The 22466-nt window shown below is 71.8% G+C and carries 17 protein-coding genes; 7 read left to right on the forward strand and 10 right to left on the reverse strand.

What is annotated here, in order from left to right; all coding sequences use genetic code 11:
- Positions 1-234: 234 nt before the first annotated feature.
- Positions 235-1254, forward strand: coding sequence for an extracellular catalytic domain type 1 short-chain-length polyhydroxyalkanoate depolymerase (locus OO68_RS14620; RefSeq protein WP_403551620.1), 1020 nt, complete (start codon positions 235-237; stop codon positions 1252-1254).
- A gap of 22 nt (positions 1255-1276) precedes the next feature.
- The gene (locus OO68_RS14625; protein ID WP_033308782.1) at positions 1277-1594 is read left to right on the forward strand and encodes an aldehyde dehydrogenase family protein; all 318 of its coding nucleotides are present in this window, start codon (positions 1277-1279) and stop codon (positions 1592-1594) included.
- 93 nt (positions 1595-1687) lie between these two features.
- Here the strand turns inward: OO68_RS14625 and OO68_RS14630 are convergent, their stop codons facing one another.
- Positions 1688-3964 carry a catalase gene (locus tag OO68_RS14630; RefSeq protein ID WP_033308783.1) on the reverse strand — a complete coding sequence of 759 codons (2277 nt, stop codon included), beginning with the start codon at positions 3962-3964 and terminating at the stop codon, positions 1688-1690.
- Positions 3965-4270: 306 nt separating this feature from the next.
- Positions 4271-5215, reverse strand: coding sequence for a helix-turn-helix domain-containing protein (locus OO68_RS14635; protein WP_033308784.1), 945 nt, complete (start codon positions 5213-5215; stop codon positions 4271-4273).
- Between the two features lie 174 nt (positions 5216-5389).
- Between OO68_RS14635 and OO68_RS14640 the strand changes: the two genes are divergently transcribed.
- The gene (locus tag OO68_RS14640; protein ID WP_033308785.1) at positions 5390-6916 is read left to right on the forward strand and encodes an esterase; all 1527 of its coding nucleotides are present in this window, start codon (positions 5390-5392) and stop codon (positions 6914-6916) included.
- Between the two features lie 63 nt (positions 6917-6979).
- On the opposite strand, the gene OO68_RS47645 is transcribed toward OO68_RS14640, so the two are convergent.
- The 4 genes from OO68_RS47645 to OO68_RS14660 form a co-directional block, all read right to left on the reverse strand.
- A complete protein-coding gene (locus tag OO68_RS47645; protein ID WP_245236977.1) occupies positions 6980-8272 on the reverse strand; it encodes a C40 family peptidase in 1293 nt (430 codons plus the stop codon).
- A 210-nt stretch (positions 8273-8482) separates the two neighbouring features.
- On the reverse strand, positions 8483-9331 hold the full coding sequence (locus tag OO68_RS14650; RefSeq protein WP_245236978.1) for a GNAT family N-acetyltransferase: 849 nt from the start codon (positions 9329-9331) through the stop codon (positions 8483-8485).
- A gap of 66 nt (positions 9332-9397) precedes the next feature.
- On the reverse strand, positions 9398-10279 hold the full coding sequence (locus OO68_RS14655) for a diacylglycerol/lipid kinase family protein (protein ID WP_033308786.1): 882 nt from the start codon (positions 10277-10279) through the stop codon (positions 9398-9400).
- An 84-nt stretch (positions 10280-10363) separates the two neighbouring features.
- Positions 10364-11962, reverse strand: coding sequence for an FAD-binding oxidoreductase (locus tag OO68_RS14660; protein WP_033308787.1), 1599 nt, complete (start codon positions 11960-11962; stop codon positions 10364-10366).
- A gap of 66 nt (positions 11963-12028) precedes the next feature.
- Here OO68_RS14660 and OO68_RS14665 point away from each other — a divergent pair, with 66 nt between their 5' ends.
- A complete protein-coding gene (locus OO68_RS14665; RefSeq protein ID WP_033308788.1) occupies positions 12029-12646 on the forward strand; it encodes a TetR/AcrR family transcriptional regulator in 618 nt (205 codons plus the stop codon).
- Positions 12643-14235, forward strand: coding sequence for a glycerol-3-phosphate dehydrogenase/oxidase (locus OO68_RS14670; RefSeq protein WP_078625304.1), 1593 nt, complete (start codon positions 12643-12645; stop codon positions 14233-14235). Before OO68_RS14665 ends, OO68_RS14670 begins: the two co-directional genes overlap by 4 nt.
- A 28-nt stretch (positions 14236-14263) precedes the next feature.
- On the opposite strand, the gene OO68_RS14675 is transcribed toward OO68_RS14670, so the two are convergent.
- From OO68_RS14675 to OO68_RS14690, 4 genes are all read right to left on the reverse strand, one after another.
- On the reverse strand, positions 14264-15805 hold the full coding sequence (locus OO68_RS14675; protein WP_051814632.1) for a fused MFS/spermidine synthase: 1542 nt from the start codon (positions 15803-15805) through the stop codon (positions 14264-14266).
- Positions 15806-15934: 129 nt separating this feature from the next.
- Positions 15935-16810, reverse strand: coding sequence for a geranyl diphosphate 2-C-methyltransferase (locus tag OO68_RS14680; protein WP_033308790.1), 876 nt, complete (start codon positions 16808-16810; stop codon positions 15935-15937).
- 27 nt (positions 16811-16837) lie between these two features.
- Entirely contained in the window at positions 16838-18202 is a 1365-nt protein-coding gene (gene tcp / locus OO68_RS14685; protein WP_033308791.1) for a 2-methylisoborneol synthase, read from the reverse strand.
- Between the two features lie 73 nt (positions 18203-18275).
- Positions 18276-19691: a family 2B encapsulin nanocompartment shell protein gene (locus OO68_RS14690; protein WP_033308792.1), complete on the reverse strand. Its 1416-nt coding sequence runs from the start codon at positions 19689-19691 to the stop codon at positions 18276-18278.
- A gap of 367 nt (positions 19692-20058) precedes the next feature.
- Here OO68_RS14690 and OO68_RS14695 point away from each other — a divergent pair, with 367 nt between their 5' ends.
- The gene (locus tag OO68_RS14695; RefSeq protein WP_051814633.1) at positions 20059-20478 is read left to right on the forward strand and encodes a hypothetical protein; all 420 of its coding nucleotides are present in this window, start codon (positions 20059-20061) and stop codon (positions 20476-20478) included.
- Positions 20475-22280: a caspase family protein gene (locus tag OO68_RS14700; protein WP_051814634.1), complete on the forward strand. Its 1806-nt coding sequence runs from the start codon at positions 20475-20477 to the stop codon at positions 22278-22280. Before OO68_RS14695 ends, OO68_RS14700 begins: the two co-directional genes overlap by 4 nt.
- Positions 22281-22466: the final 186 nt, after the last annotated feature.

A 22466-nucleotide genomic window follows, 5' to 3' on the forward strand; every position in this document is an offset into this window, starting at 1 on the left:
CACCCGCGGTGCCTTGTGCGCGGCGCTTCGGCTCTCCCCCGCGGGCCTGTGGGCTGATGCCGTACACGACGCTTCAAGGGTCCGAACATGTCGTGCCGTCACACAGGTTCTCGTCACCGGTGGCTGTCCCGCCCATGCCGACGTCGGCACGTGAGCGCCGATGATGCACCGCACGCCGGTCACCGATCCTGCCGGTACCGGCGAGCCCCCCCACAACCTCAGGAGGCAGTCGTCATGGGACAGTCGCATCCTGCTCGCCGCTTCTCCCGGACCCTCGCCGCACGCATGCGCCGTTGTGCCACCACCGCCGGGGCTGTGGCGCTGACGGGCAGTCTGCTCGCCGTGAGCCCCCAGGCGTCCGCCGCCGGCCTGACTCACATCGCCGGTTTCGGCACCAACCCCGGCGACCTGCTGATGTACACCTACGCGCCGGACGCACTGCCTGCCGGCGCCCCGCTGGTGGTCGCCTTGCACGGCTGCACGCAGAGCGCGAACGACTACTACGCGCACTCCGGCTGGCCCGAGTTCGCCGACGCCTACGGTTTCGCGCTGGTCCTCCCGCAGACGAGCAGCGTCAACAACGCCAACTCCTGTTTCAACTGGTTCGAGCCGGGCGACAGCGGGCGCGGCCGTGGCGAGGCGCTGTCGATCAAGCAGATGGTGGACAAGGCCGTCTCGCTGTACGGCGCCGACACCGGGCGCGTCTACATCACCGGCCTGTCCGCGGGCGGAGGCATGACGGCGAACATGCTGGCCGCCTATCCCGACGTCTTCGCGGGCGGGGCCGTCAACTCCGGCCTGCCCGCCCGCTGTGCGAGCAGCCTGGTCACGGCCTACACCTGCATGTACGTCCCGCCTGACAAGAGCCCGGCCCAGTGGGGGGACCTGGTGCGCTCGGCCGCTCCGGCCGGCACGACCTCCTGGCCGCGCGTGGCCATCTGGCAGGGCACCGCCGACACCACCGTGAAGCCGGCCAACGCGGACGAACTGCGCGACCAGTGGACGAACGTGTGGGGCATCGGCCAGTCGCCCTCCCGTACGGAGAGTCTCGGCGTTGGCACCACACGGAGCGTGTACGGCGACGCCTCCGGCCGCTCCGCCGTCGAGGTCTACTCGGTCTCCGGCATGGGCCACGGCCTGGCCGTCGACCCGGGCGGCGGCACCGAACAGTGCGGCAGCATCGGCACGTATTATCGCGACACCATCTGCTCCAGCTACCACACCGCCCGCTTCTGGGGCCTCGACGACGACTAGGCCTTCGAACGACGACGTCACCATGGACTCGGGGCGCGCCACGGCGACCTTCGCGGCGCCCCTGGCCGCCCTGACCGTCGCCCACGACGACGAGGACGCCGTCCGGCGAGCCAACGCCACCGCCTTCGGTCTCGGGCTGAGCGTGTGGACCGCTGACGCGGCTCGCGGTGTGGGCCTCGCCCGCCGTATCACCAGCGGCGCGGCTTTCGTCAACGCCGTCGTCGCCTCCGACCCGCGTCTGCCGTTCGGCGGCACCGGGCGCCGCGGCTACGGCCGGGAGCTGGCGGCCGCGGGCATCCGCGAGTTCACCAACACCCGCGCCCCCTGGGTCGCGGCCTGACGGTCCACCCCGCACGCCCGATCGGAGCGCAGGTTGCTCCGGCGTCCGGGGCGGGGCCGTCCCGGACGCCACAGTCCGGCCGCTCGGCACACGTTAGACGGACGTGACGAACCGCTCCCACACGCGGTGGGCGGTCATCAGCTCCTTCAGCTGCTCCAGTACGGAGGTGCCGTCCTGGCCGACCACCACGCCGGGCGCGTCGGCGGTGATGCCGAGCGACTCCAGTGCCGTGTCGCCGCCCGCCCAGGCGCCGATCGCCTTGCCGTGGCGGAACGCCTCCGACAGCAGCAGGCTCACCCGCGGATCGACGGGCCCCGGCAGACCGGTGGGCGAGGCCTTGGCGTCTCGGGAGCCGTAGGCGTCGCCGCCCGCCGCGGGAGCTCCGGCCACGAGCAGCGCGTCGAACTCGATGGACCGCGCGGTCGCGAACGTCCGCTGCACGGTCACCGCGTCGTCGCCCGAGCCCAGCTTGCCGCCCGTGGGGGCGATGACCAGCGGCACCATGCCCGCGCCGAGCACCGCCTCGCGCACTGCACGCACGCCGTCCAGGTCGCCGTCCGGGCCGGAGACGATGCCGATGAGGCGGCCGTCGGTGGGCCAGGACTGCCCGACCTGGGAGAGCGCGGGACTCGGCTCGACATCGGCCGGGGGCACGGTCGGCTCGGGCGCCGGCAGGCCGAGGCCCTCGGCCACGCGAGCGCACAGCTCGCCGTCGATGTTGGCCAGCACCCGCAGCGCCCGCTCCTTGACGGCCTGCTCGTAGCACTTGCCCAGCTCGAAGGTGTACGCGCCGATGATGTGCTCCCGCTCCACCGCGCTCATGCTCAGCCAGAACCGGCGCGGCTGGCTGAAGTGGTCGGAGAACGACTCGGGAGCCTCCCGGACCTTCGTCGCCTCCGGCACCCGTACCGGCGCCTCGACGTACGCCCCGGTGTCCGCCCCCGACAGGAAGGGGCAGCCGCCGTCGAGCGAGTTGGGCCGGTACGGTGCCACGCCTCGGTGCACGGCGTCCTGGTGGAAGCCGTCCCGCAGCATGTCGTTGACCGGCGAGTGCGGCCGGTTGATGGGGATATGCGAGAAGTTCGGGCCGGCCAGCCGCGTGACCTGGGTGTCCAGATAGGAGAAGAGGCGCCCGGCGAGCAGCGGGTCGTCGGTGATGTCGATGCCGGGCACCAGGTGGCCGACGTGGAAGGCGACCTGCTCGGTCTCGGCGAAGTAGTTCGACGGGTTGCGGTTGAGCGTCAGCAGTCCGACCGGCTGCACGGGGGCGAGCTCCTCGGGGACGAGGTTGGTCGCGTCGAGCAGGTCGATGCCCTTGAAGGTCTGGTCGGGGGTGTCCGGGAAGGTCTGGATGCCCAGCTCCCATTCCGGGTAGGCGCCCGCCTCGATGGCGTCGGCGAGGTCGCGGCGGTGGAAGTCGGGGTCGACGCCGCCCGCGATCTGCGCCTCCTCCCACACCAGGGAGTGCACCCCGAGTTTGGGCTTCCAGTGGAATTTCACCAGCGTCGTGGAGCCGTCGGCGGCCACCAGGCGGAAGGTGTGTACGCCGAAGCCCTCCATCATCCGGTACGAGCGCGGGATGCCCCGGTCGGACATGTTCCACAGGGTGTGGTGGGTGGCCTCGGTGTGCAGGGTGACGAAGTCCCAGAAGGTGTCGTGCGCGCTCTGGGCCTGCGGGATCTCCCGGTCCGGGTGCGGCTTGCCGGCGTGGATGATGTCCGGGAACTTGATGGCGTCCTGGATGAAGAAGACCGGCATGTTGTTGCCGACGAGGTCGAAGACGCCCTCGTCCGTGTAGAACTTGGTCGCGAATCCGCGCGTGTCGCGCACCGTGTCGGCGGAGCCCCTGGATCCCAGCACGGTCGAGAAGCGCACGAACACCGGCGTCTCCGCGCCCGCTGCCAGGAACGCCGCCTTCGAGACGGCGGCCGCGGTGCCGTAGCTTTTGAAGACGCCGTGCGCCGCGGCGCCGCGGGCGTGCACGACGCGCTCCGGGATGCGCTCGTGGTCGAAGTGCATGACCTTCTCGCGCAGGTGGTGGTCCTGCAGCAGTACCGGGCCGCGCGGACCCGCCTTGAGCGAGTGGTCGGTGTCGTGGAGCCGTGTGCCCTGGGCGTTCGTCAGATGGGCGCCCGACTGGGCCATGCGTGCCTGGGCCGCGCCGGTCGCCTGCCCGGTGGGCGACATCGTGTCGGGTCCGCTCTGGTCGGGCTTCGGCGGCAGCGGCTCACGCGGCTCCACCGGTTCCTCGACACCGGGGGGTTCCGGGGCCGGCCTGCCGGGAATTCCTTCCTCCGGTCCTGTGCCGGTGCCCTGGATGGCTTCGGTGACTTTGTCCGCCGCCCGCTTGATGGGATTGGGCTGGCTCATCGCTATCGTTCCCCTGCTTCAGCCGGCCGTGGCCGGTGCGGCCTCGTGGATCGGGTGCTCCGAGTTCCACCGCCGGGTAACCCGGCTACGCCGGACGAATCCCTGGTCCTGGAGGGGATCGCGTGACGGGACGGGAATCCGTTTCCCTTGACCGCTGCACGGTTGGATGAGGCCGGCGTCCTTGGGATCGGTGACGTTGTCGAGGATGAGCAGCCACCTGTCATGGGTGGCAAGCCACTGCAGGGCCCGCTCCAGAAGCGCCGTACCGGCTGAGTGGTGGCGTCGTCGAAACGGTGAGACGCCACCTTATGCGGCAGTGGCGTTGTCCAGCCGCAGTGCCGCGCGCAGCCAGTCGTCCGCGGAGCCCGGGGTCGGGTGGGGGCTGCTGCCGGGCCGGGTCAGGACGACGGCGGCGAGTTCCCAGTACTGGTTCAGGCGCGCCTCGGCAGAGAGCCGGGCGGCCAGCGAGCGGCGGAAGTCGTGGGTGTCGCGGCTGCGCAACGCGCTCGCGTAGGCAGCGACGTAGGCGTCCAGGGCCTCACCCGGATGCGGATCGCGTGCCCGGCGCAGGTGAGGGGCCGCGAGTTCGAATGCTTCGGCGAGGCCCGCGTACAGCAGCACGGCGCCGTCGGCCCCTGCCACTCGGTGCACGTCCGGTTGGGGCTGCCGACCGTCTGGGCAGGGGGCCGTCGTCATCGCGTGCAGCCGGGCGAAGGCGAGCACCTGGGTGGGGTGCGGCTCGTCGGGCGGCTGGGGGACGGCCGCCTCCAGGAATGCCGTGGTCGCCGGGCGTGGCATCCGTGGTGGCAGCCAGGCGCGCCAGAACCTGGCCAGTGGTGCGGTGCTCGGCGGGGTGTTCAGGGCACCGAGCAGCCTCAGCCGACCGGCGCGCTCGGCCGGGGGGCAGTCGCGCACCAGGTGGAGTGCGGCTTCCCGCCAGCGCAGGGCCTTCAGCTCACTGCCGAGCCCGCGCAGGCGGCTGTCGAGGGCGTCCTCCAGCACACGGCCGGCTGCCTCTTCGTCGTCGAGGACGCGGCGTATCGCGGGCAGGGGCAGGTCAAGGGTGCGCAGGGAGCGGATCAGCTGCAGTCGTTCCAGTGCCTGGGGGCCGTAGCGGCGGTGTCCGCCACTGCTGCGGGCGGCTTCGGGGAGCAGGCCTTGGTCGGAGTAGAAGCGGACGGTCTTCACCGTGGCGCCGGCGCGCTCGGCGAGTTCCCCGATGCTCCACAACAGCTCGTGTGACGTCGACAGTTGAACCTCCCTTAAGGGGAGTTCCTACGGTACCGGTGCGGGGGCGAGGCGGACACGGTGTCCCGCGGACGACGGCGTCCGCGACCCTCGCGGCGTCATGACACCAATCCGAAGAGTGCGATGTTCGGCGAGTTCCGGCGGTTCGGCGGATTCTGAGAGTCGGGGAGGACTTTTGTGAGCGTGTTCATCATGGTTGCGGGTGTGTTCACCGGGGCCCATGTCTGGGAGGAGACCGCCGCGCGGCTGGTCGCGGCCGGCAGCACGGCGCACGCCGTCCCGCTGACGGGTATGGACCCGGCCCGGCCCGCCCCGCCGGCGCACGTCGGTCTGGAGACGCACATCGAGGACGTGATCGCGGCGATCGACGCGGTGGACGTGGCGTCCGGGCGGGAGATCGTGCTCGTCGGTCACGACTATGGGATCCACCCGGTGCTCGGCGCCGCTGATCGGCGGGCGGGACGCATCGCACGCGTCGTGTACCTGGACTGCGGGATGCCGCAGAACGGTGTTCCGGCGCTGGCCACCGTGCCGGACCAGGCGCTGCGCGCGCAGCTGGCCGGACGCGCCGAGGCGGGCGAGCGCGAGGGCGTGCTGTCGCCGCCGGGACATGACGAGTGGGAGCGCTGGGGCAGTACCGCCGACGTCGACGAGGCGGCCCTGAAGCGGTTGACCGCACGGGCAGCGCCGCAGCCGCTGGCCACTCTCCTCGAACCGCTGCGGCTGACGGGGGCGGTGGCCGCGGTTCCCGTCACCGGCGTGCTGTGTGCCCGCAACGGCGCCGGTATCGACCAGGTGCAGAGGCTTGTCGACTTCGGCGACCCCGCCCTGGCCGCCCTGACCGAACCTCAGGTCACCTTCTTCGAACTTCCCACCGGGCACTGGCCGATGCTGTCCTGCCCCGACGCACTGGCCGGCGTACTGCTGCGGGCCGCGGCCGGTGAGGGGCACCGCCTGCGGCCGGCCGGCGACGACGCGCCGGCGCCTGCCCACCTGCGCCCGTTCCCGCTGGACGTTCCCGAGCTGCCTCGCGACCGTCAAGGTCATGTCGATCTTTACGTCCCGGACGGCGAGGGGGGCCCGCGCCCGGCCGTGGTCTTCGTGCACGGCGGACCCGTGCCCGCGGGAGCGCGGCCGCGCCCGCGCGAGTGGCCGACGCTGGTGGGGTACGCCCGCTTGGCCGCCGCCGAGGGAATGGTCGGTGCGACTCTCGACCACCGCCTGCACGACGTCGCGGACTACGACCGCGCCGCCGCGGACATCGCCGCCGGGGTGGAACTGGTGCGGTCCGACGCCCGGGTGGACGCCGACCGGGTCGCCCTGTGGTTCTTCTCCGGCGGAGGTCTCCTCACTACGGACTGGCTGACCCGGCCGCCCGCCTGGCTGCGCTGTCTGGCCGCGTCCTATCCCGTCCTGGCGCCTCTTCCCGCCTGGGGCATGGCCGGCAGCCGCTTCCACCCCGCCAGGGCGGTCGAACAGGCGGGGTCCCTGCCCATCGTCCTCCTCCGCGCCGGGCGGGAGGCTCCCGAGATCGCCGCGACGGTGGACGCGTTCGTGGCGGCGGCGGACGGCAGCGCCGCGCGACTGGAGTTGGTCGACGTCCCCAACGGTCACCACGGGTTCGAAACCCTCGACGCGCCGGAGGAGACGATGCCCGCCCTGCACCGGGCGATGCGCTCGGTGGTCACCCATCTGACCAGGTGACTCCCCTGGTCACCGCTCGCCACCGGCCCTCATCGCCGGCGCCGTTCTCCGCTGCGCGCCATGTCAGGCCGGGCGGATCGCGCCCTTGATGGCCGACTGGCCGGCGAAGAACACCGACTCCTCTCGGATGAGCGCCCCCGGGCCGGACGCGTGGATCATCATGCCGTCGCCGCTCCAGATGCCGACATGGCCGAGGTCGTCCTGGAAGAACACCAGGTCCCCGATCTGGACATCGGCGAGCGGGACCTGCACCCCCGCGCTCCACTGGGCCTGGGTGGTCCGGGGCAGGGAGACACCGACCGTTCGCCACGCGGCCTGGGTGAGTCCGGCGGCGTCGTACGATCCCGGCCCGACCGCGCCCCATACGCACGGCAGACCGATCTGCGCGCGGGCGAAGGCGATCACCCGCTCGGCCTGGGTGCTGCGGCCGGAGACCGGCGTCAGCCAGGGTTCGGCGTAGGCGCCAGGTGTGTAGGTGGTGGCGGGCAGGTCGCCTGGGGTGAGCGCAGCCGCCGGAGCAGGCGGCGCCAGGGCAGACGCGGTGATGCCGGGCAGACCGGCGTCAGGGGTCATGGTGGTCGTGTCGGGCGACGGACCGGAGGCGTGGTAAGCGGTGAGGTCCGCTGACAGGGGCGCGGCGTACGGTGCGGTCGTGCCGGTCGCCGGGTCGGCGCCGTACGTCTCCGTCCCGCTCGTCAGGAGATCCGCCTGGTGAGCACCCGAGGTGGGGGCCGGCACGGCGGACAGCGCCGCAAGGGACTGTGGGCCGGACTCCCATGCGGGCGCCGGTGCGGGCTCGTACAGGGGCCAGGCCGCCACATCTCCGTCGGGACCGGGCTGTGCGCCGCCTGCCGCGAACAGTCCGGCCGGCTGGCCGGGGAGCTCCGGGAGGACCTCGGCGGCAGGCGCCTGAGCTGTTCCGCCGGGCCGCTCCCGCGCAACGCCGGTGAGCGCCGGGGGCGCTTCAAGGGCCCGGAGTTCCGCGGCGGGTTCCGCAGGGGGCGCTTCGATGGCTCGACGTTCGGCGGGGCGTTCCGCCGGGCGGGAAGGTCGCGCCGCCTCGGGTGCGCGCTCGGGCCGGACCGGCACCTTCCGGTCCGACTGCCACGCCGGTACGGACGGGCCCAGTTTGGCGCGGGCGGCGTCGAACCACTGCCGGGCAAAGGCTCCTACCGCCGGCTGCGTCTCCCCTTCGGACCGGCCACGGGCGACAGTGCCTCGCTGACGCGGAATCGCGGCGGCCCGGGTCGCGTTGAAGGTGCCGGTGTCGCTCTCGGCCCGGTCGTAGAGACGGTCGATCCGCCGCCGGACCTCCTCAGGGCTCGGCCCCTCGCCGTCATGCGCCAACGCGGGCACCAGCCAACTGCGAGAGCCGGGCCTCGGTCACTCCGAGGCGCGAGGTTCTTTCCAGCGACATGGAAAAGGCACTCCTTCAGTCCGAGAGCGCACAGAACCACCTACCCATCGGTGGAAGTCGTGCATGCTGTAACCAACTTAGCCAACTTGTGAGCCTTCCGTGAAGATCGAAGTTGCGAATTGCCTGATATGCCGCTGTGACGTTCGCCCCTACTCGGCGGGCTCGGCGATCAGTGCCGTGCCGACTCTGCGGAAGCCGAGTCGGTCGTAGACCCGCGCGACATCGTCGTCACCCGCCGACAGGAAGACGGTCGCAGCGCCCCTCGACCGGGCGTCGGCCACCAGTGCCGCGGTGACCGCGCGTGCGAGTCCACTGCGGCGGGCCGCGGGGAGCGTTCCGACGCCGACGATCTCACTGACTCCCGCCAGCGGTTGGTGCTGGCCGGCGGACAGCACCGATCCGTGCTCGACGGCTGCCGCGACCACGGTCAGGCCTGCCCGGATGCGCACGATGGCGCGTTCCACCGTTCCGTCGGCGACGCGCTCCTCGATCGCCTCCGCCAGTTGACGTGTTCCCGCGCGACCGACGTGGGTCCCCGGCTCGGCGAAGGCGAGATGGGGAACCGCCAGGGCCCCGGGCAGGACCGGATCGTCCGCGCCTACGATCCGGACGGACACGCCGCCGGACGACCCGTCCACATGGGCTGCGGGCGTACCGGGATCGAGCACCATCAGCGGGTGTTCGTGGACCACGAGCCCCGACTCCTCGGCTGCTGCCCGGAGCGCGGGTGTGGTCTCGGCGACCCATTCGAAACTCTCCGGGATCCCCAGTTCCCGCTGACGGGCACGGACCTTGTGAACGTCGGTGGCCCGCAACGGCCCGGACCATCCCCGTGCGGGACGTGCGTAGAACGGCCAGCCCTGGCCCTCCCGCACGAACAGGGTGAGCGGCCCGTGGTCCTCGACGCGGGCGCCGTGCCGCGGGATCGCGTCGTAGTACTCCTCGAGCCGGTCCAGCAGGGCTCGCTCGGGATGATCGTCGAAGTCAGGAGAAGTCACGACGGGCATCCAAGCAACAGGGCGCCACCGCCGCCACTTTGTTTCGTCCCCACCGGGATCGGCGGCTCAGCACAGGACTCGCAGGGCCCCGGGCAGCACTCTGACCGTCACCGGGAGGGCGGCCTCGATCTCGCCGTCCGCGCCGTAGGGGACGTCGCTGTCGGCCTCGATGCGTATCTCCCGGCCTCGCACCACCTGCACCTGGGGGCGGTGGACGTGGGCGCCGGTGTCGAGCTCCTTCATCAGGGTGAAGAACAGCCGGCGTGGGGCGTCGCGGATCATCACGACGTCGAGCAGACCGTCGTCCAGACGGGCCTCGGGAGCGATGCGGCGCGCGGAGCCGTAGTAGCTGGAGTTCGCCGCCACGGCGGTGTAGCCGCTGTACGCGTGGTCGTGGCCGTCGACGGTGATCCGGTAGCGGACGGGGCGCCAGGTGCTGATCGCGCGCAGGGCCCCGGCGTAGTAGGAGGCCGAACCCCGCAGCATGCGGGAGCGGTTGGCGTGGAGGTTGGCCAGCGCGTCCACGCCCGCGTAGACGCTGCCGAGCACGACGGTGCCGGCGTGGACGGACGACGTGACCTCGATGGTGTCCACGGCGCGCGGTGTGCCGTGGAGCAGCACCCGGGCCACGCCGTCGGGGTCGCCGGGCAGGCCCAGGGCCCGGGCGAAGTCGTTGCCGCGGCCGGCCGGGACCATGCCGAACAGGGCGCCGGTGCCGCTGAGGGCTCCGCCGATGCTGCCGGTGATCCCGTCGCCGCCGACGGCGAGCACCACCCGGCCGCGTTCCCCGGCGTGCCGGGCGAGTTCGCGGGCGTGGGCGAGGCTGCGGCTGTACTCGGTCTCCAGCTCGGCGCCCGCCTCCCGGAGGAGGCGGGCCACCTGGTGCAGCGCCGCAGCACTGGTGGCTCCGCCCGCGGTCGGGTTGACGACGGCGGTGAACTGTCGCATCGATGTGCCTCCGGGCTGACGGGTGGTGCCGGGCTGTCGTCTGGTCAGGGGTGGTGCGGTCTCGGGCGGAGAGCGGAGCTGCGGTCAGTCGGCCGGCAGCAGGACGCCGGGGTTGAGCAGGCCGTCCGGGTCAAGCCGCCGCTTGACGGCGCGCAGCGCCGCGACACCGAGGTCCCCGGCCTCCCGTACGTACCAGTCGCGGTGGTCGGTGCCGACCGCGTGGTGGTGGGTGATGGTGCCGCCCGCGGCGAGGATCGCCTCGTTCGCGGCGTGCTTGGCGCGCGTCCAGTGCTCGACCGGGTCGGCGCCCTGGGCGGAGACGATCGTGAAGTACAGCGAGGCGCCGTTCTCGTAGACGTGCGAGATGTGGCACATGACCAGCGGCGGGGTGCCGTTGCCGGTGAGTGTGGAGGTGAGCGCGTCGCGGACGGCCGCGTACAGGCCGGGCAGTCGCGACCAGTAGGCGGCGGTCTCCAGGGTCTCGGCGAACGCGCCCGCTTCGAGGAGCGAGTCCCGCAGGTACGGCGCCGCGTAGCGGCCGTGGGCCCAGCGCTCCCCCGGCTCGTCGCCCGCGAACTTGCCGCCGCAGTCGGTGAGTACGGCCGCCGCGGCCGCCCGCCGTTGCGCCGTGTCCTGCTCGGCGCCCTCGAAGCCGACCACGGCGAGGCATCCGGCGCCGTGCTGCTCGGCCGCGGAGCCGATGGCCTCGGGCTGGGCGAGGCCGATCAGGCTCTCGGTCTCGTCGGACAGCCGGAGGACGGTGGGGCGGGGGCCGTCCTGGGCGAGCCGGCGCAGCGCGGCGGTGCCCTCGTCGAAGGAGGCGAAGCGCCAGCCTTCGTAGCGGCGCGTCTGCGGGACGGGCCGGATGCGGACGGTCACGGACGTGATGACACCGAAGGCGCCTTCCGAGCCGAGCAGCAGCTGCCGCAGATCGGGGCCGGCCGCGGAACGGGGTGCCCGGCCGGTGTCGAGGGTGCCCTCGGGTGTGGCGAGGGTGAGGCCGAGGACCATCTCGTCGAAGCGTCCGTAGCCCGCGGAGGCCTGCCCGCTGGAGCGGGTCGCGGCGAAGCCGCCGATGGTGGCCCACTCGTAGGACTGGGGGAAGTGGCCGAGAGTGAAACCGTGTTCGGCCAGGAGCGCCTCGGCCTCGGGTGCGCGCAGGCCGGGCTGGAGGGTGGCGGTCCGGGAGACGGGGTCGAGGTCGAGCATGCGGTTCATGTGCCGCAGGTCCAGGGCGATGAAGGGTGCCTTGCCGACGGGGGCGAGGCCGCCGACGACGGAGGTGCCGCCGCCGAACGGGACGAGGGCGAGGCGGTGTTCGGCGCACACGCGGAGCACGGCGAGAACCTCGTCGTGGCTGTGCGGGAGAGCGACTGCCGCCGGGGCGTCGGCGGTGTCGGCGGCGCGGATGCGCAGCAGGTCCGGGGTGGACTTGCCGCGGGTGTGCCGGATGCGGCTCTCCGGGTCCGTGCGGAGGCTCCCCGCGCGGTCGCCGAGTGCGGCGTGCAGCGCGTTGCGGGCGGCGTCCTCCAGAGCGGGCGTGGAGATCGTGATCTCCTCCAGCCGGGCTGATGCCGTGGGCTGCGGCGTGACGCCGAGCCAGTCGCGCAGCAGCCCGGTGACGGTGTCGGGCAGCGGCGTCGCCCTGGCCGGGTCGCCCCAGCCGTTCCACAGCATGTCCATGCGTGTCGTCCTCACCGGTCGTCGGGGGTTGCCGCTGGAGCGGCCTCGGGCGTTACACTGTTACACATGACGCCTAATCGTCACAACAGCTCGGCTCAGCAGAGGTCCTCCGACAACGACGTGGTGCTCGACGCCGTCCGGGACTGCGTCCTGGCCGTCGGTGTCCGCCGCACGACCATGACCGACGTGGCCCGCCGCGCGGGCGTCTCACGGATGACCCTCTACCGCCGCTGGCCCGACGTCCGTTCCCTGGTCGGTGATCTCATGACGCGCGAGTGGATCGCCGTCGCGACCGGAGCCATGCCCGAGAGCCGGCCCGAGGTGGGCACGCGCCCGCCACTGATCGACGGCCTGGTGGCGGGCGTGGAGGCCTTCCGCGCCCACCCGCTCTTCCAGAAGATCGTCGACGTCGATCCCGAACTGCTCCTGCCCTACGTGCTGGACCGGCGCGGTGCGAGCCAGGAGGCCCTGCTGGGGCTGCTCGCCGGGGCGCTGCGGGAGGGGCACGCGGACGGCTCGGTGCGGGTGGCCCCCGCCGAACGCCAGGCCAGGACCGTGCTGCTGGTCCTCCAGTCCTTCGCCCTGTCCCTGCGCACCATGACCGACGAGGACGACGCCGAGCTCACGAGTGCGGCCTTCCTCGCCGAACTGCGCACCCTCCTGGAGAGGACCCTCACCCCATGAGCCTGACCGGCACCCCCGCCGCCGGGGCCTCCCTGTCCGCCGCGCGGCGCACCCGCGACCTGGCCGAGGCGACCGACGGCCGCGTGGTGGACGTGCTGGTCGTCGGCCTCGGCGCGACCGGCGCCGGAGCGGCCCTGGACGCAGCCGCCCGCGGTCTCGACGTCGTCGCCGTCGACGCCCGCGACCTCGCGTTCGGCACGTCGCGCTGGAGCTCCAAGCTCATCCACGGCGGGCTGCGCTATCTGGCCTCGGCGCAGTTCGACGTCGCCCACGAGAGCGCGGTCGAGCGCGGCGTGCTGATGGAGCGGACAGCGCCCCACCTGGTGCGCGCCCAGCCGTTCGTGCTGCCGTTGACCGGACTCGTCTCGCGCGGCCAGGCCGCTCTCGCCTGGGCCGGTTTCCGGGCCGGCGACGCCCTGCGGCTGTCGGCCCGCACGGCTCGCGCCACATTGCCCGCCCCTCGTCGGCTCTCCCCGGTCGAGACCCGGCACCTGGCTCCGGCGCTGCGCCCCACCGAGCTGCGCGGCGGCCTGCTGTCCTGGGACGGGAGGCTCACCGACGACGCCCGTCTGGTGACCGCCCTCGCCCGTACCGCCGCCGCCCGAGGGGCCCGCGTACTGACCCGTGTCCGGGCCCTGGAACTCTCCGCGTCCGGGGCCCGCATACGCGACGAACTCACCGGCGAGGAGGGCGAGATCCGGGCCCGGGCGGTGATCAACGCGTCCGGTGTGTGGGCCGGTGACCTCGTGGAGGGCATCAGGGTCCGGCCCTCCCGCGGCACCCACATCGTCCTGCGCTCGCAGGACATCGGCCCGCTGCCCGCCGGTCTGCACATCCCCATCCCCGGCGAGACCAACCGTTTCGTCCTCGTCCTGCCCCAGGACGACGGCAGGGTCTATGTCGGGCTCACCGACGAACCCCTGGACGGGCCCGTTCCGGACGTCCCCGAGGTGCCGGAGACGGACATCGGCTTCCTGCTCGACGTCCTCGGGTCGGTCCTCGACGTCCCGGTCCGTCGCAGCGACGTCGTCGGCGCGTTCGCCGGGCTGCGCCCCCTGCTGGACACCACGCCCACCGGACAGCCCGGCGCCGCCTCCCGCACGGCCGACATCTCCCGCCGGCACGCGGTGCTGACCTCACCGGACGGCGTGGTCAGTGTGGTCGGCGGCAAGCTCACCACCTATCGCCGGATGGCCGAGGACGCGGTGAACGCCGTGGTCGAGGCACGCGGCCTGGCCGTCGGCCCCTCCCCCACCGCCACGCTCCCGCTGGTGGGCGCCGCGGCCCCCCGGACGCTCGCCGCGATCCGCGCGCCCCGGCGTCTCGTGCAGTGCTACGGCACCGAGGCCCCGGCGGTACACGCCCTGGCCGAGCGGGACCCGCGGCTGGGCGAGCCCGTCGTGCCCGGCCATGCGGTGACCGGCGCCGAACTGCTGTGGGCGGTACGGCACGAGGGTGCTCTGGACGAAGCCGACCTGCTCGATCGTCGCACGCGCATCGGACTGGTCCCGGCGGACCGGGCCGAGGCGTTGAAGGCCGTACGCGAGCTGGTGGGTGAAACCCTGGGCGCGGCAAGCCGAGGCCGGTGAAGAGGCCGGTGGGCCCGGTCCGGCCCGCTCACCGGCCGTTCTGCGGACTGTAGGGCTGCAGGAGCTGGTCCACGGGTGCGTGATCGTCTGTGAGGAGCCGGGCCGCGCCGGTCCAGGAGGTGAGGTCCTCGCCGGTGACGGTCTTCCATCCGGTGTGCCGGGCGTCGAGCGCTCGTTGGACCGCCCGGAGGTCGACCGGCCGGTCGGAGGCGAGCACCACCAGGTTGCCGCCCTTCGACGCGGCGGCCGGGCCCAGGCCGATGTCGGCGGGTTCGCCGAGGAGCGCGACGTGCGGGAAGGTCTCGCCGAGCGTGGCCACTTCGGCGCGGGCGAAGTCCATGTCACCGTGGTCGATGAGGTTGGCCACGTACACGCCTCCGTCGTCGAGCACCCGCCGGACATCGGCCATCGCTTCCACGGTGGTGAGGTGCCATGGCACGCTGACGCCACCGAAGGCGTCGCCGACGACGAGGTCACGGCTGCCGGTGTCGAGTCGCCGCAGGCCGAGCCTGCCGTCCTCCACACGTACGTCGATGCCGGCCTCCGGCCGCAGACCGAGTCGCTCGTGGTTGATGCGCACGACTCCGCCGTCGATCTCGGAGACGACGCTCCGTGTCCCGGGGCGGGTGGCCGCGAGGTAGCGGGGAAGAGTGAGTCCGCCACCGCCCAGGTGGTGGGCGACCAGTGGTTCGCCCTGCGGGAAGCCGGCGTCGACCACCGACGCGACGGCGCGCACGTACTCGAACTCCAGATGGGTCGGGTCGTCGATGTCGACGTAGGAGTGCCGCAGGCCGTCCAGGACGAGCGTGCGGCCGTCACCCTCGCCGGGGTCCGCGACGACGCGTGCGCAGTGGTACTTGGTCTCCACGTCGCAGCCCCCGGGCGCGACCGTGGCGGCGAGGCCGCCGGCCGCGACGGCGAGTGCCAGGGCCGGGGCACCGGTCCACCCGCGCGTTCGCCACTCGACCCACGCCGAGCCGGCCACCAGCAGTGCTCCGAGCCCGAGCAGGATGCCGCTGACCGGCAACCGCGACACGAGGACGAAGCCGGTGAGCACGGTGCCGACGATGGCGCCCACCGTGCCGATGCCCGACAGCCGGCCGACCACCGTACCGGTCTCCGCCAGGCTGGTGAGACGCAGCTTCGTGACGAACGGCGTCACCGCGGAGAGCAGCGCACCCGGCACCAGAATGGTCAGCGACGCGATGACCAGGAGCACCGCCGGTGCCCACTCCGCCGTACTCCGCAGCACCGCGGGGGTGAGCGCCACCACCGCTCCGGACACCCCCAGCGAGGGACCGATGAGCCGGCGCGGATCGACCTGGTCCGCGATGACGCCGCCCAGCCAGGAGCCGAAGGCGATGGCCGTGAGCGCGATGCCGATCACCATGGTGCTGGTCTCAAGGGTCAGGCCGAGGTAGGGAGCCAGCAGCCGCAGGGCGACGATCTCGACCACCAGGACCGCCGCCGAGGACCCGAACACCAGTATCGCGGCAGCACGGGGGCCCAGACCTTCACGGGGTGTGCTCTCGACGACGGGCGACGTAGACGATCCGGTCACGGGCGACATTCTCGCACGGGGTCATCGACGGAACCGCACCCTTCACATCCCCATATGTGCGGCGCGGGTTGAGCGCGACCTCATCCAACTCGGGGAGCCGGGGCCCGCGGTGAGGACCCCGGCACGCGCAAGGCAGGGTCAGACCCGGTCGGCCGCGATCAGGACGTACTGGAAGGAGCCGTCCCGGTAGGACTCGATGAACGCCTCCTCGATCCCGGTGACCAGCGAGGACGTGGCCCGCAACTCCCAGTAGGGCAGGGTGTCCGGAGTGAGGTCGACGATGGCCTGCGGCACGAGCCGGTTGTCGGCCATGGCGCGCAGATATTCGCGGCGCGAGTGGATGTTGCACTCGAAGTGGGCGTTGATCTGGGAGACCCACTTCGACGGCTGGCCGTAGCGGGGGTTCCAGCAGCCGGTGATCGTCACGTAGCGGCCGCCCACCCGCAGGAAGCGGGAGTGCTCGGCGAACAGGTCGTCGAGGTCGACGTACATGCTCGACTCGTTGTTCCACGAAGCGGCGATGCTGCCCTTCTCGAAGGGCGTGTCGAGCATGTTGCACACGCGGGAGCGGACGTGGTCCTCGATCCGCAGTTCCCGTGCCCGCCTGTTGCCGAAGTCGGCCTGGGTCGCGGAGAGGGTGACGCCCTCGACCTTGCAGCCGAAGCGGCGGTGGGCCATGACCATGGAGCCGCCGCGCCCGCAGCCGGCGTCGACGAGGGTGTCGCCGGGCCCGACGGGGCCGAGATGGTCCAGGAGGACCTCGGCCTGTGCCGACTCCAGCCGGTGCAGCTCCGCGATGAGCTTCTTCTCGTACTCGCTGTGGGCCGGGTCGCCGAGCGCGGCCTGGTCCACCTCGCCGATGCCGTAGTGGTGGTGGTAGAGCCCATCCACGTCACCGAGGCGGAGATTGACCGGCCGTGCCTCGTTGTTCCAGTAGCGGGCGATGTCCCCCTGGTACGGCGTCGCCGGGGCCGGGATCTTCACGGAGGCGGTGGTGGTCGTTTCCGTCGTCATTTCAGTGGTCACAGAAAGGTCCGTTCTTTACCAGAAGTCGGGCAGGCTGTAGCGGTAGGTGTTGGTGCGGTGCCAGTCGTGGTTGCCGTCGACCCAGGCGGCCACGCCCTTGAGGAAGCGCAGCACGGGGGGCAGGGGGCAGTCCGCCGCGAGATCGGCCGCGGCGGCCTCGAAGGCGTGCTGGAGTTCGTTGTGGACCTCGACGGCCTTCAGATAGGCGTCGCGTTCGGAGAGTTGCTCGCGTTCCGCGATCACCACGGGCAGGTTCAGGTGGCGGCCTGGGCTGTTGAGTTCCTTGGTGTACGAGTAGAGGTCGTTGACGATGGTGGTCGCGTTGCCGGCGAGGGCGATGACCCGTTGCATGTCCGGCCGGGCGTGCAGGTCCGCGGGCAGTTCGTAGCCGCCGACGGTGTCGGTGATCGTGGGGCAGGGGCGGAAGTTGTTGAACTGGCGCATCGCCAGGTACTCCCACACCTCCGGGACGTGACCGGTCTGCGCCCAGGCGGCCTCGGCGAGGTAGCCCAGGTGCAGCCGGGCCATGTCGTGCCGGTAGCGGTCGGACTGGGAGGGCGTGGCCGCGCGGACGAAGTAGTCCATCGCGCTGCGGTACGCCCGGCGCGGGGCGTCCGACCCGAGCGACTCCAGCCAGGCCGGCGCGTACTCCGCGGTCGTGTGGAAGTGGTCGATCGCCGTGTGCGCGAGGAGCAGGCGCCCGCCGAGGCCGACGGGTGACCCGCCGTGGTCCTCGCAGTAGCAGTCGTCCACCGCGTTCTCCGCGACCATCAGCCGTGTGGCGAGCATCAGGTGGTCGACCGTGGGGGCGTCGGGATGGCAGGCGACCATGTAGCGGCCGACGGAGAATCCGTCGAACTGCTTCTCCCATTCCTCGGGGTAGAGCTGGATCTCGTCCTCGGCCCAGTGTTTGATCCGGCGGCTCACCTCTTCGACGCGTACGGGGTCGGGTTCCGGGACGGGGTGGTAGTAGAGGCCGGGGACGGCTCGCCCCTCGGCGGGCGGGGCGGGGGCCGGGGGCTCCGGATCCGGGAGCGGGGTCTGGAACCTCTCGGCCACGGAGAGAGAGGTCGTGCCCGGTCCGGTGGGTCCGCGCAGAACCCGCCTTAGCGCCGAGCCGGCCTCGGCCGCGTCGTGCGTGTCCGGTACGGGGGCGGCCGTCGGCGGCGGCGACGGGTCGGGAATCGTGACCGGCGGATGCAGTGCGGCGAGAAAGTGCCGGGCGGTGGGCGTGAGCGGAAGGCCCGCGGCCACCGGCGCGGGGGCGTCCGGTACGGCTGTGGGGGCGTCCGGCATGGCCGTGAAGGCGTCCGGTGCGACCGTGGGCGTCATCGGCCGCTGTTCGGGCAGGGGTGGTCCGAGGGGCCCGGAGTCGGGCATCGGCAGCTCCTTGCTGCGGTGGGGTGGGCGCTCCGTGCGGGGGTGTCAGGCGTGACCTGCGCGGATCACAGCTTCAGCGCGGTCTGGAAGCGATCTGCACGTTCTCCATGACGCCGAGGGCGTCGGGGAGGAGCACTGCGGCGGAGTAGTAGGTGCTGACGAGGTAGGAGTTGATCGCCTGTTCGTTGATGCCCATGAACCGCACCGAGAGCCCCGGTTCGTACTCGTCCGGCAGTCCGGTCTGCCGCAGGCCGATGACGCCCTGGTTCTTCTCGCCGGCGCGCATCGCGATGATGGAGCTGGTCTGCTCCTTGCTGATGGGGATCTTGTTGCAGGGCAGAATGGGGACTCCGCGCCAGGCGGGTACGGACTGGCCGCCGAGGTCGACGTGGTCGGGGTAGAGACCGCAGGCGTTGAAGCCCCGCCCGATGGCGGCGATGGTCCTGGGGTGGGCGAGGAACATCTTGGTGCCGCGCCTGCGGCAGAGCAGGTCGTCCATGTCGTCCGGGGTGGGCGTACCGGAACGGGGCTGGATGCGCTGCTTGAAGTCGGCGTTGTGCAGCAGTCCGAACTCACGGTTGTTGATGAGCTCGTGCTCCTGGCGCTCCCGCAAGGCCTCGATGGTGAGCCGGAGTTGCTCCTCGCTCTGGTTCATCGGACCGTTGTAGAGGTCGGCTACCCGGGTGTGGATCCTCAGTACGGTCTGTGCGACGGAGAGTTCGTACTCGCGCGGCTGCTGTTCGTAGTCGACGAAGGTGCCCGGCAAGTCGGTCTCGCCGACGTGGCCGGCCGACATGGCGATCTCGGCCTCGCCGTGCTTGTTCTGCCGCAGTCGCGAGCGGGAGCTGAACGCTTCGACGTGGGCCCGGAGGGCGGGCGCCGACTCCTGCACTGCGGCGAAGTCGGAACGGGAGAGCGTGAGGAGGGTGCCGGAGGTCTCGGCGGTGACCGTGCTGTCGTGGCGGGCCTCGGGGTCCAGCAGGGCGTTCGCACCGAAATGGTCGCCGTCCGCGAGGACCGCGATGGCGATCTCTCCGCCGTACTTGCCCGTGGCGGTCCGGCTGACCCGGCCGTGGGCGATCAGGTGGATCCGGTCGGCGGGGCTGCCGCGCTCGACAAGGACGTCACCCGCCGCGAAGTCACGCTGTGTGCAGCGGTCGGCGAGTGCGGTGAGGACGCCGGTGTCCTCGAATCCCCGCAGCAGGGCCAGTTCACCGAGTTCCCTGGGGATCACCCTGACCGTTGCGCCCTCCTGGACGAACTCGATGCGTCCGTCGCCGAGGGTATGGCGCAACCGCCGGTTGACCCGGTAGGCGCCTCCCTCGGCCTCGACCCAGGGCAACATCCGCAGCAGCCAGCGGGAGGTGATCTCCTGCATCTGCGGGGCGGACTTGGTGGTGGTGGCGAGGTTGCGGGCGGCGGCGGTGCCCAGCGACTGCTGCGCCGCGTCGGGTGTGGTCCGGGTTTCCGGGATGCTGTCGACGGTCATCGGGAGGGAGTCTCTCCTTGCACGACGGGGCGTCCGGCGCACGCGGATGCGCCGACGGGAGACAGGGAGGAGTGGGCAACGGGCTGGACGGATCACGGCGATCCGCCCACCTGCAGAAAGCTAGCCGCTGGACGGGCCGCAACCACCAGCGAGACGAGATGCTTACCTCGAAGCAGTGACAATCGGTTGAATGCGGTTTATCGGTCCGTCACGCGGCATCGCCCCGCCCTCCAGGTTGAAAGCGGAACCTTACGGTTGAAGCGTGAAAATCATTCCGCCATGGGTGACTTGCCACCCGGCTCTGAGCAGCGGAAACTGGAAATGATGACGTGGAGTCCACCGATACCTCGACCTCTGCGCCGCCCCGGTGAGCACGAACGAAGGGGCTGACACGGTGGAGAACGAACTGCGCATCCTCCTCACCGAGGAGGACGCCGAAGCAGAACGCATCGCCGAACTGACCGGCTACCTGCGTCAGGAACTGCTCGACCTCGACGTGGACGATGTCACGGCGCTTCCCGGCGGAGAGGTCCCTCCGGGAGCACGGGCCGTGGACGTCACTCAGATCGGTGCCCTGCTGGTGACCCTGGGCAGCTCGGCGACCGCCCTGAACCAGGTGATGACCGTCATCAGGTCGTGGTTGGGCCGTCGCCATGACACGCGCCCGTCCTTGCACCTGCGGATGGGCGACGACGTCCTGGAAGTGTCCGAGGCGACCGACGACCAGGTCGCGGAGGCGTTCGAGATCTTCATCCGGCGCCATTCCCCGGCTGGAGCCGAGCCATGACGGAGTCCAGACACGCGCTGATCATCGCCAACGACCGGTACACCGACCAGGGGCTCAAGAAACTCAGGGCGCCCGCCCAGGACGCCGCGGCCCTCGAGAAGGTGTTGCACGACCCGCAAATCGGCGACTTCGAGGTGGAGGTCGTGCACAACGCGTCGGCCGATGTCATGCGCCGGCGCATCCAACGCTTCTTCAACGACCGCCGCCGCGCCGACACGCTCTTGCTGCACTTCTCCTGCCACGGCCTCAAGAGCGAGTCGGGCGAGCTGTACTTCGCCGCGAGCGACACCGAGCCCCCGCTGCTGGCCGCCACTGCTGTGCCCTCCCAGTTCGTCCGCAGTTGCATGTCCGTCACGCGGGCGGGCCGCAGCGTGCTGTTCCTCGACTGCTGCTACGGCGGGGCCTTCTCCCGGGGCTCGTCCTCCGTGCGCGCGTCCGGAGACGTCAACGTCCTCGAGTCCTTCGCGAAGGACGAGCCGGTCAGCGGGCGGGGCTGGGCCGTCATCACCGCGTCCGACTCCATGGAGTACGCCTTCGAGGACAACCACCTCACGGAAGACTCCTCCGCTCCGCGGCCTTCGGTGTTCACCCACGCGGTGGTCGAGGGCCTGGAGACCGGCGAGGCCGACCTCGATGCGGACGGCAAGGTCTCCCTCGACGACCTGTATGAGTACGTCTACAGGCAGGTGCGGGAGCAGAACCCCCATCAGACGCCGAAGAAGGCGGCGGAGCTGCACGGGGAGTTGCACCTGGCACACAGCCGGCGCGGCCGCATCAAGATCGTTGCCAGTCCCTCACCGCCCTCCTTGCAGGCCGCGATGAGCAGCGAAGAGTTCCTCACCCGGCAGGGCGCCGTGCTGGAGTTGCAGAAACGGTTGCAGCACAGGGAGCTGCCCGTGGCGGAAGGGGCGCGTCAGCACCTGGAGGAGGTCGCCCGCAACGACATCCAGCAGATCGCCGGCATGGCGTCCGACGCCTTGGGCAAGATCCGGCTCGCACCGTCGCCGGACCACCTGGACTTCGGTGTGATAGCGAAGGGGTCCGCCCCTCGCAAGCAGTCCGTGACCATGCACGGCCCGCCGCTGGCCCGGCACTGCGTGGCCCAGCCCAGACAGTCGTGGCTGCGGGTCGACCCGACCGGCAGCGGTCTGGAGGTCCACATCGACACGGCCACCGAGGGACGCCTGTCGGGTGACATCGTGCTGAAGGGTGTGGCCGACGAGTCGGTGATCCATGTCGAGGCGGAGGTGACTCCGTCGCACGGGCCCGGTGGCACGGGGCCCGACACAGGCACCTCGAACGGTCCCACGGAGCCGTCTCACGGAGGGGGCGACGAGCAGCACACGGTGGTCATTGGGCCCCCGGGCACCCCACCTCGTCCCAAGAAGCCGCCCGAGACCACTGCCTCCGCCCGTCGAAAGGACAGACGCGCCCCCGCCCTTGCCGGTGCCGCTCTCGCCCTGGCCGTCGCGTCCATCGGCACCTTCGTACTGGCCATGCAGAGGGCGGTGACGGCCATCGTCGAACGGGGCGAGGAAGGGGTGCACGGGACCATCGAGGACAACGTCCGTGAGTACGGAGCGCTCACGCCTCTCATCGTGTGTCTGGTCACCGGTGCGGTGGCGCTGGTGGTCGGCGCGGTGGCCCGGCACGACCTGGGAACACGGCGGGAGCACTACACGAGGCAGGCGGCGAGCAGTACGCACACACTGACCTCGATCGCGAAAGGGCTGGCGATCCCGGCGCTGGTTCTGGCCGTCCTCGCGGGCATCGCCTACCTGGTGGGCAGCCGTCACTGGTGACCGCCTCAGCTCACTGGAGGTGGTCCGGCAGTTCTGTGCCTCGCATCGGGCCCGACCGCCGGCTGCGGGTGCCGGGTGGCCCTACGGGTCCCGGCCGACGGTGATGCCTGAACGGCCCGGCTGGTGACAGCCGCTCCACACGCGACACGGCAGCGATCCTGATCCTGCCGGGCGGGCCGCGGACGC

Source organism: Streptomyces iakyrus (assembly GCF_000717055.1).
Taxonomy (GTDB): Bacteria; Actinomycetota; Actinomycetes; order Streptomycetales; family Streptomycetaceae; genus Streptomyces; species Streptomyces iakyrus.

Excerpts from the sequence above, each read along its gene's own strand:
- OO68_RS14620 (WP_403551620.1), top strand. The coding sequence starts at position 235 with ATGGGACAGTCGCATCCTGCTCGCCGCTTCTCCCGGACCCTCGCCGCA.
- OO68_RS14625 (WP_033308782.1), top strand. The coding sequence starts at position 1,277 with ATGGACTCGGGGCGCGCCACGGCGACCTTCGCGGCGCCCCTGGCCGCC.
- OO68_RS14630 (WP_033308783.1), bottom strand. The coding sequence starts at position 3,964 with ATGAGCCAGCCCAATCCCATCAAGCGGGCGGCGGACAAAGTCACCGAA.
- OO68_RS14655 (WP_033308786.1), bottom strand. The coding sequence starts at position 10,279 with ATGCGACAGTTCACCGCCGTCGTCAACCCGACCGCGGGCGGAGCCACC.
- OO68_RS14660 (WP_033308787.1), bottom strand. The coding sequence starts at position 11,962 with ATGGACATGCTGTGGAACGGCTGGGGCGACCCGGCCAGGGCGACGCCG.
- OO68_RS14665 (WP_033308788.1), top strand. The coding sequence starts at position 12,029 with ATGACGCCTAATCGTCACAACAGCTCGGCTCAGCAGAGGTCCTCCGAC.
- OO68_RS14670 (WP_078625304.1), top strand. The coding sequence starts at position 12,643 with ATGAGCCTGACCGGCACCCCCGCCGCCGGGGCCTCCCTGTCCGCCGCG.
- OO68_RS14675 (WP_051814632.1), bottom strand. The coding sequence starts at position 15,805 with ATGTCGCCCGTGACCGGATCGTCTACGTCGCCCGTCGTCGAGAGCACA.
- OO68_RS14680 (WP_033308790.1), bottom strand. The coding sequence starts at position 16,810 with ATGACGACGGAAACGACCACCACCGCCTCCGTGAAGATCCCGGCCCCG.
- tcp (WP_033308791.1), bottom strand. The coding sequence starts at position 18,202 with ATGCCCGACTCCGGGCCCCTCGGACCACCCCTGCCCGAACAGCGGCCG.
- OO68_RS14690 (WP_033308792.1), bottom strand. The coding sequence starts at position 19,691 with ATGACCGTCGACAGCATCCCGGAAACCCGGACCACACCCGACGCGGCG.
- OO68_RS14700 (WP_051814634.1), top strand. The coding sequence starts at position 20,475 with ATGACGGAGTCCAGACACGCGCTGATCATCGCCAACGACCGGTACACC.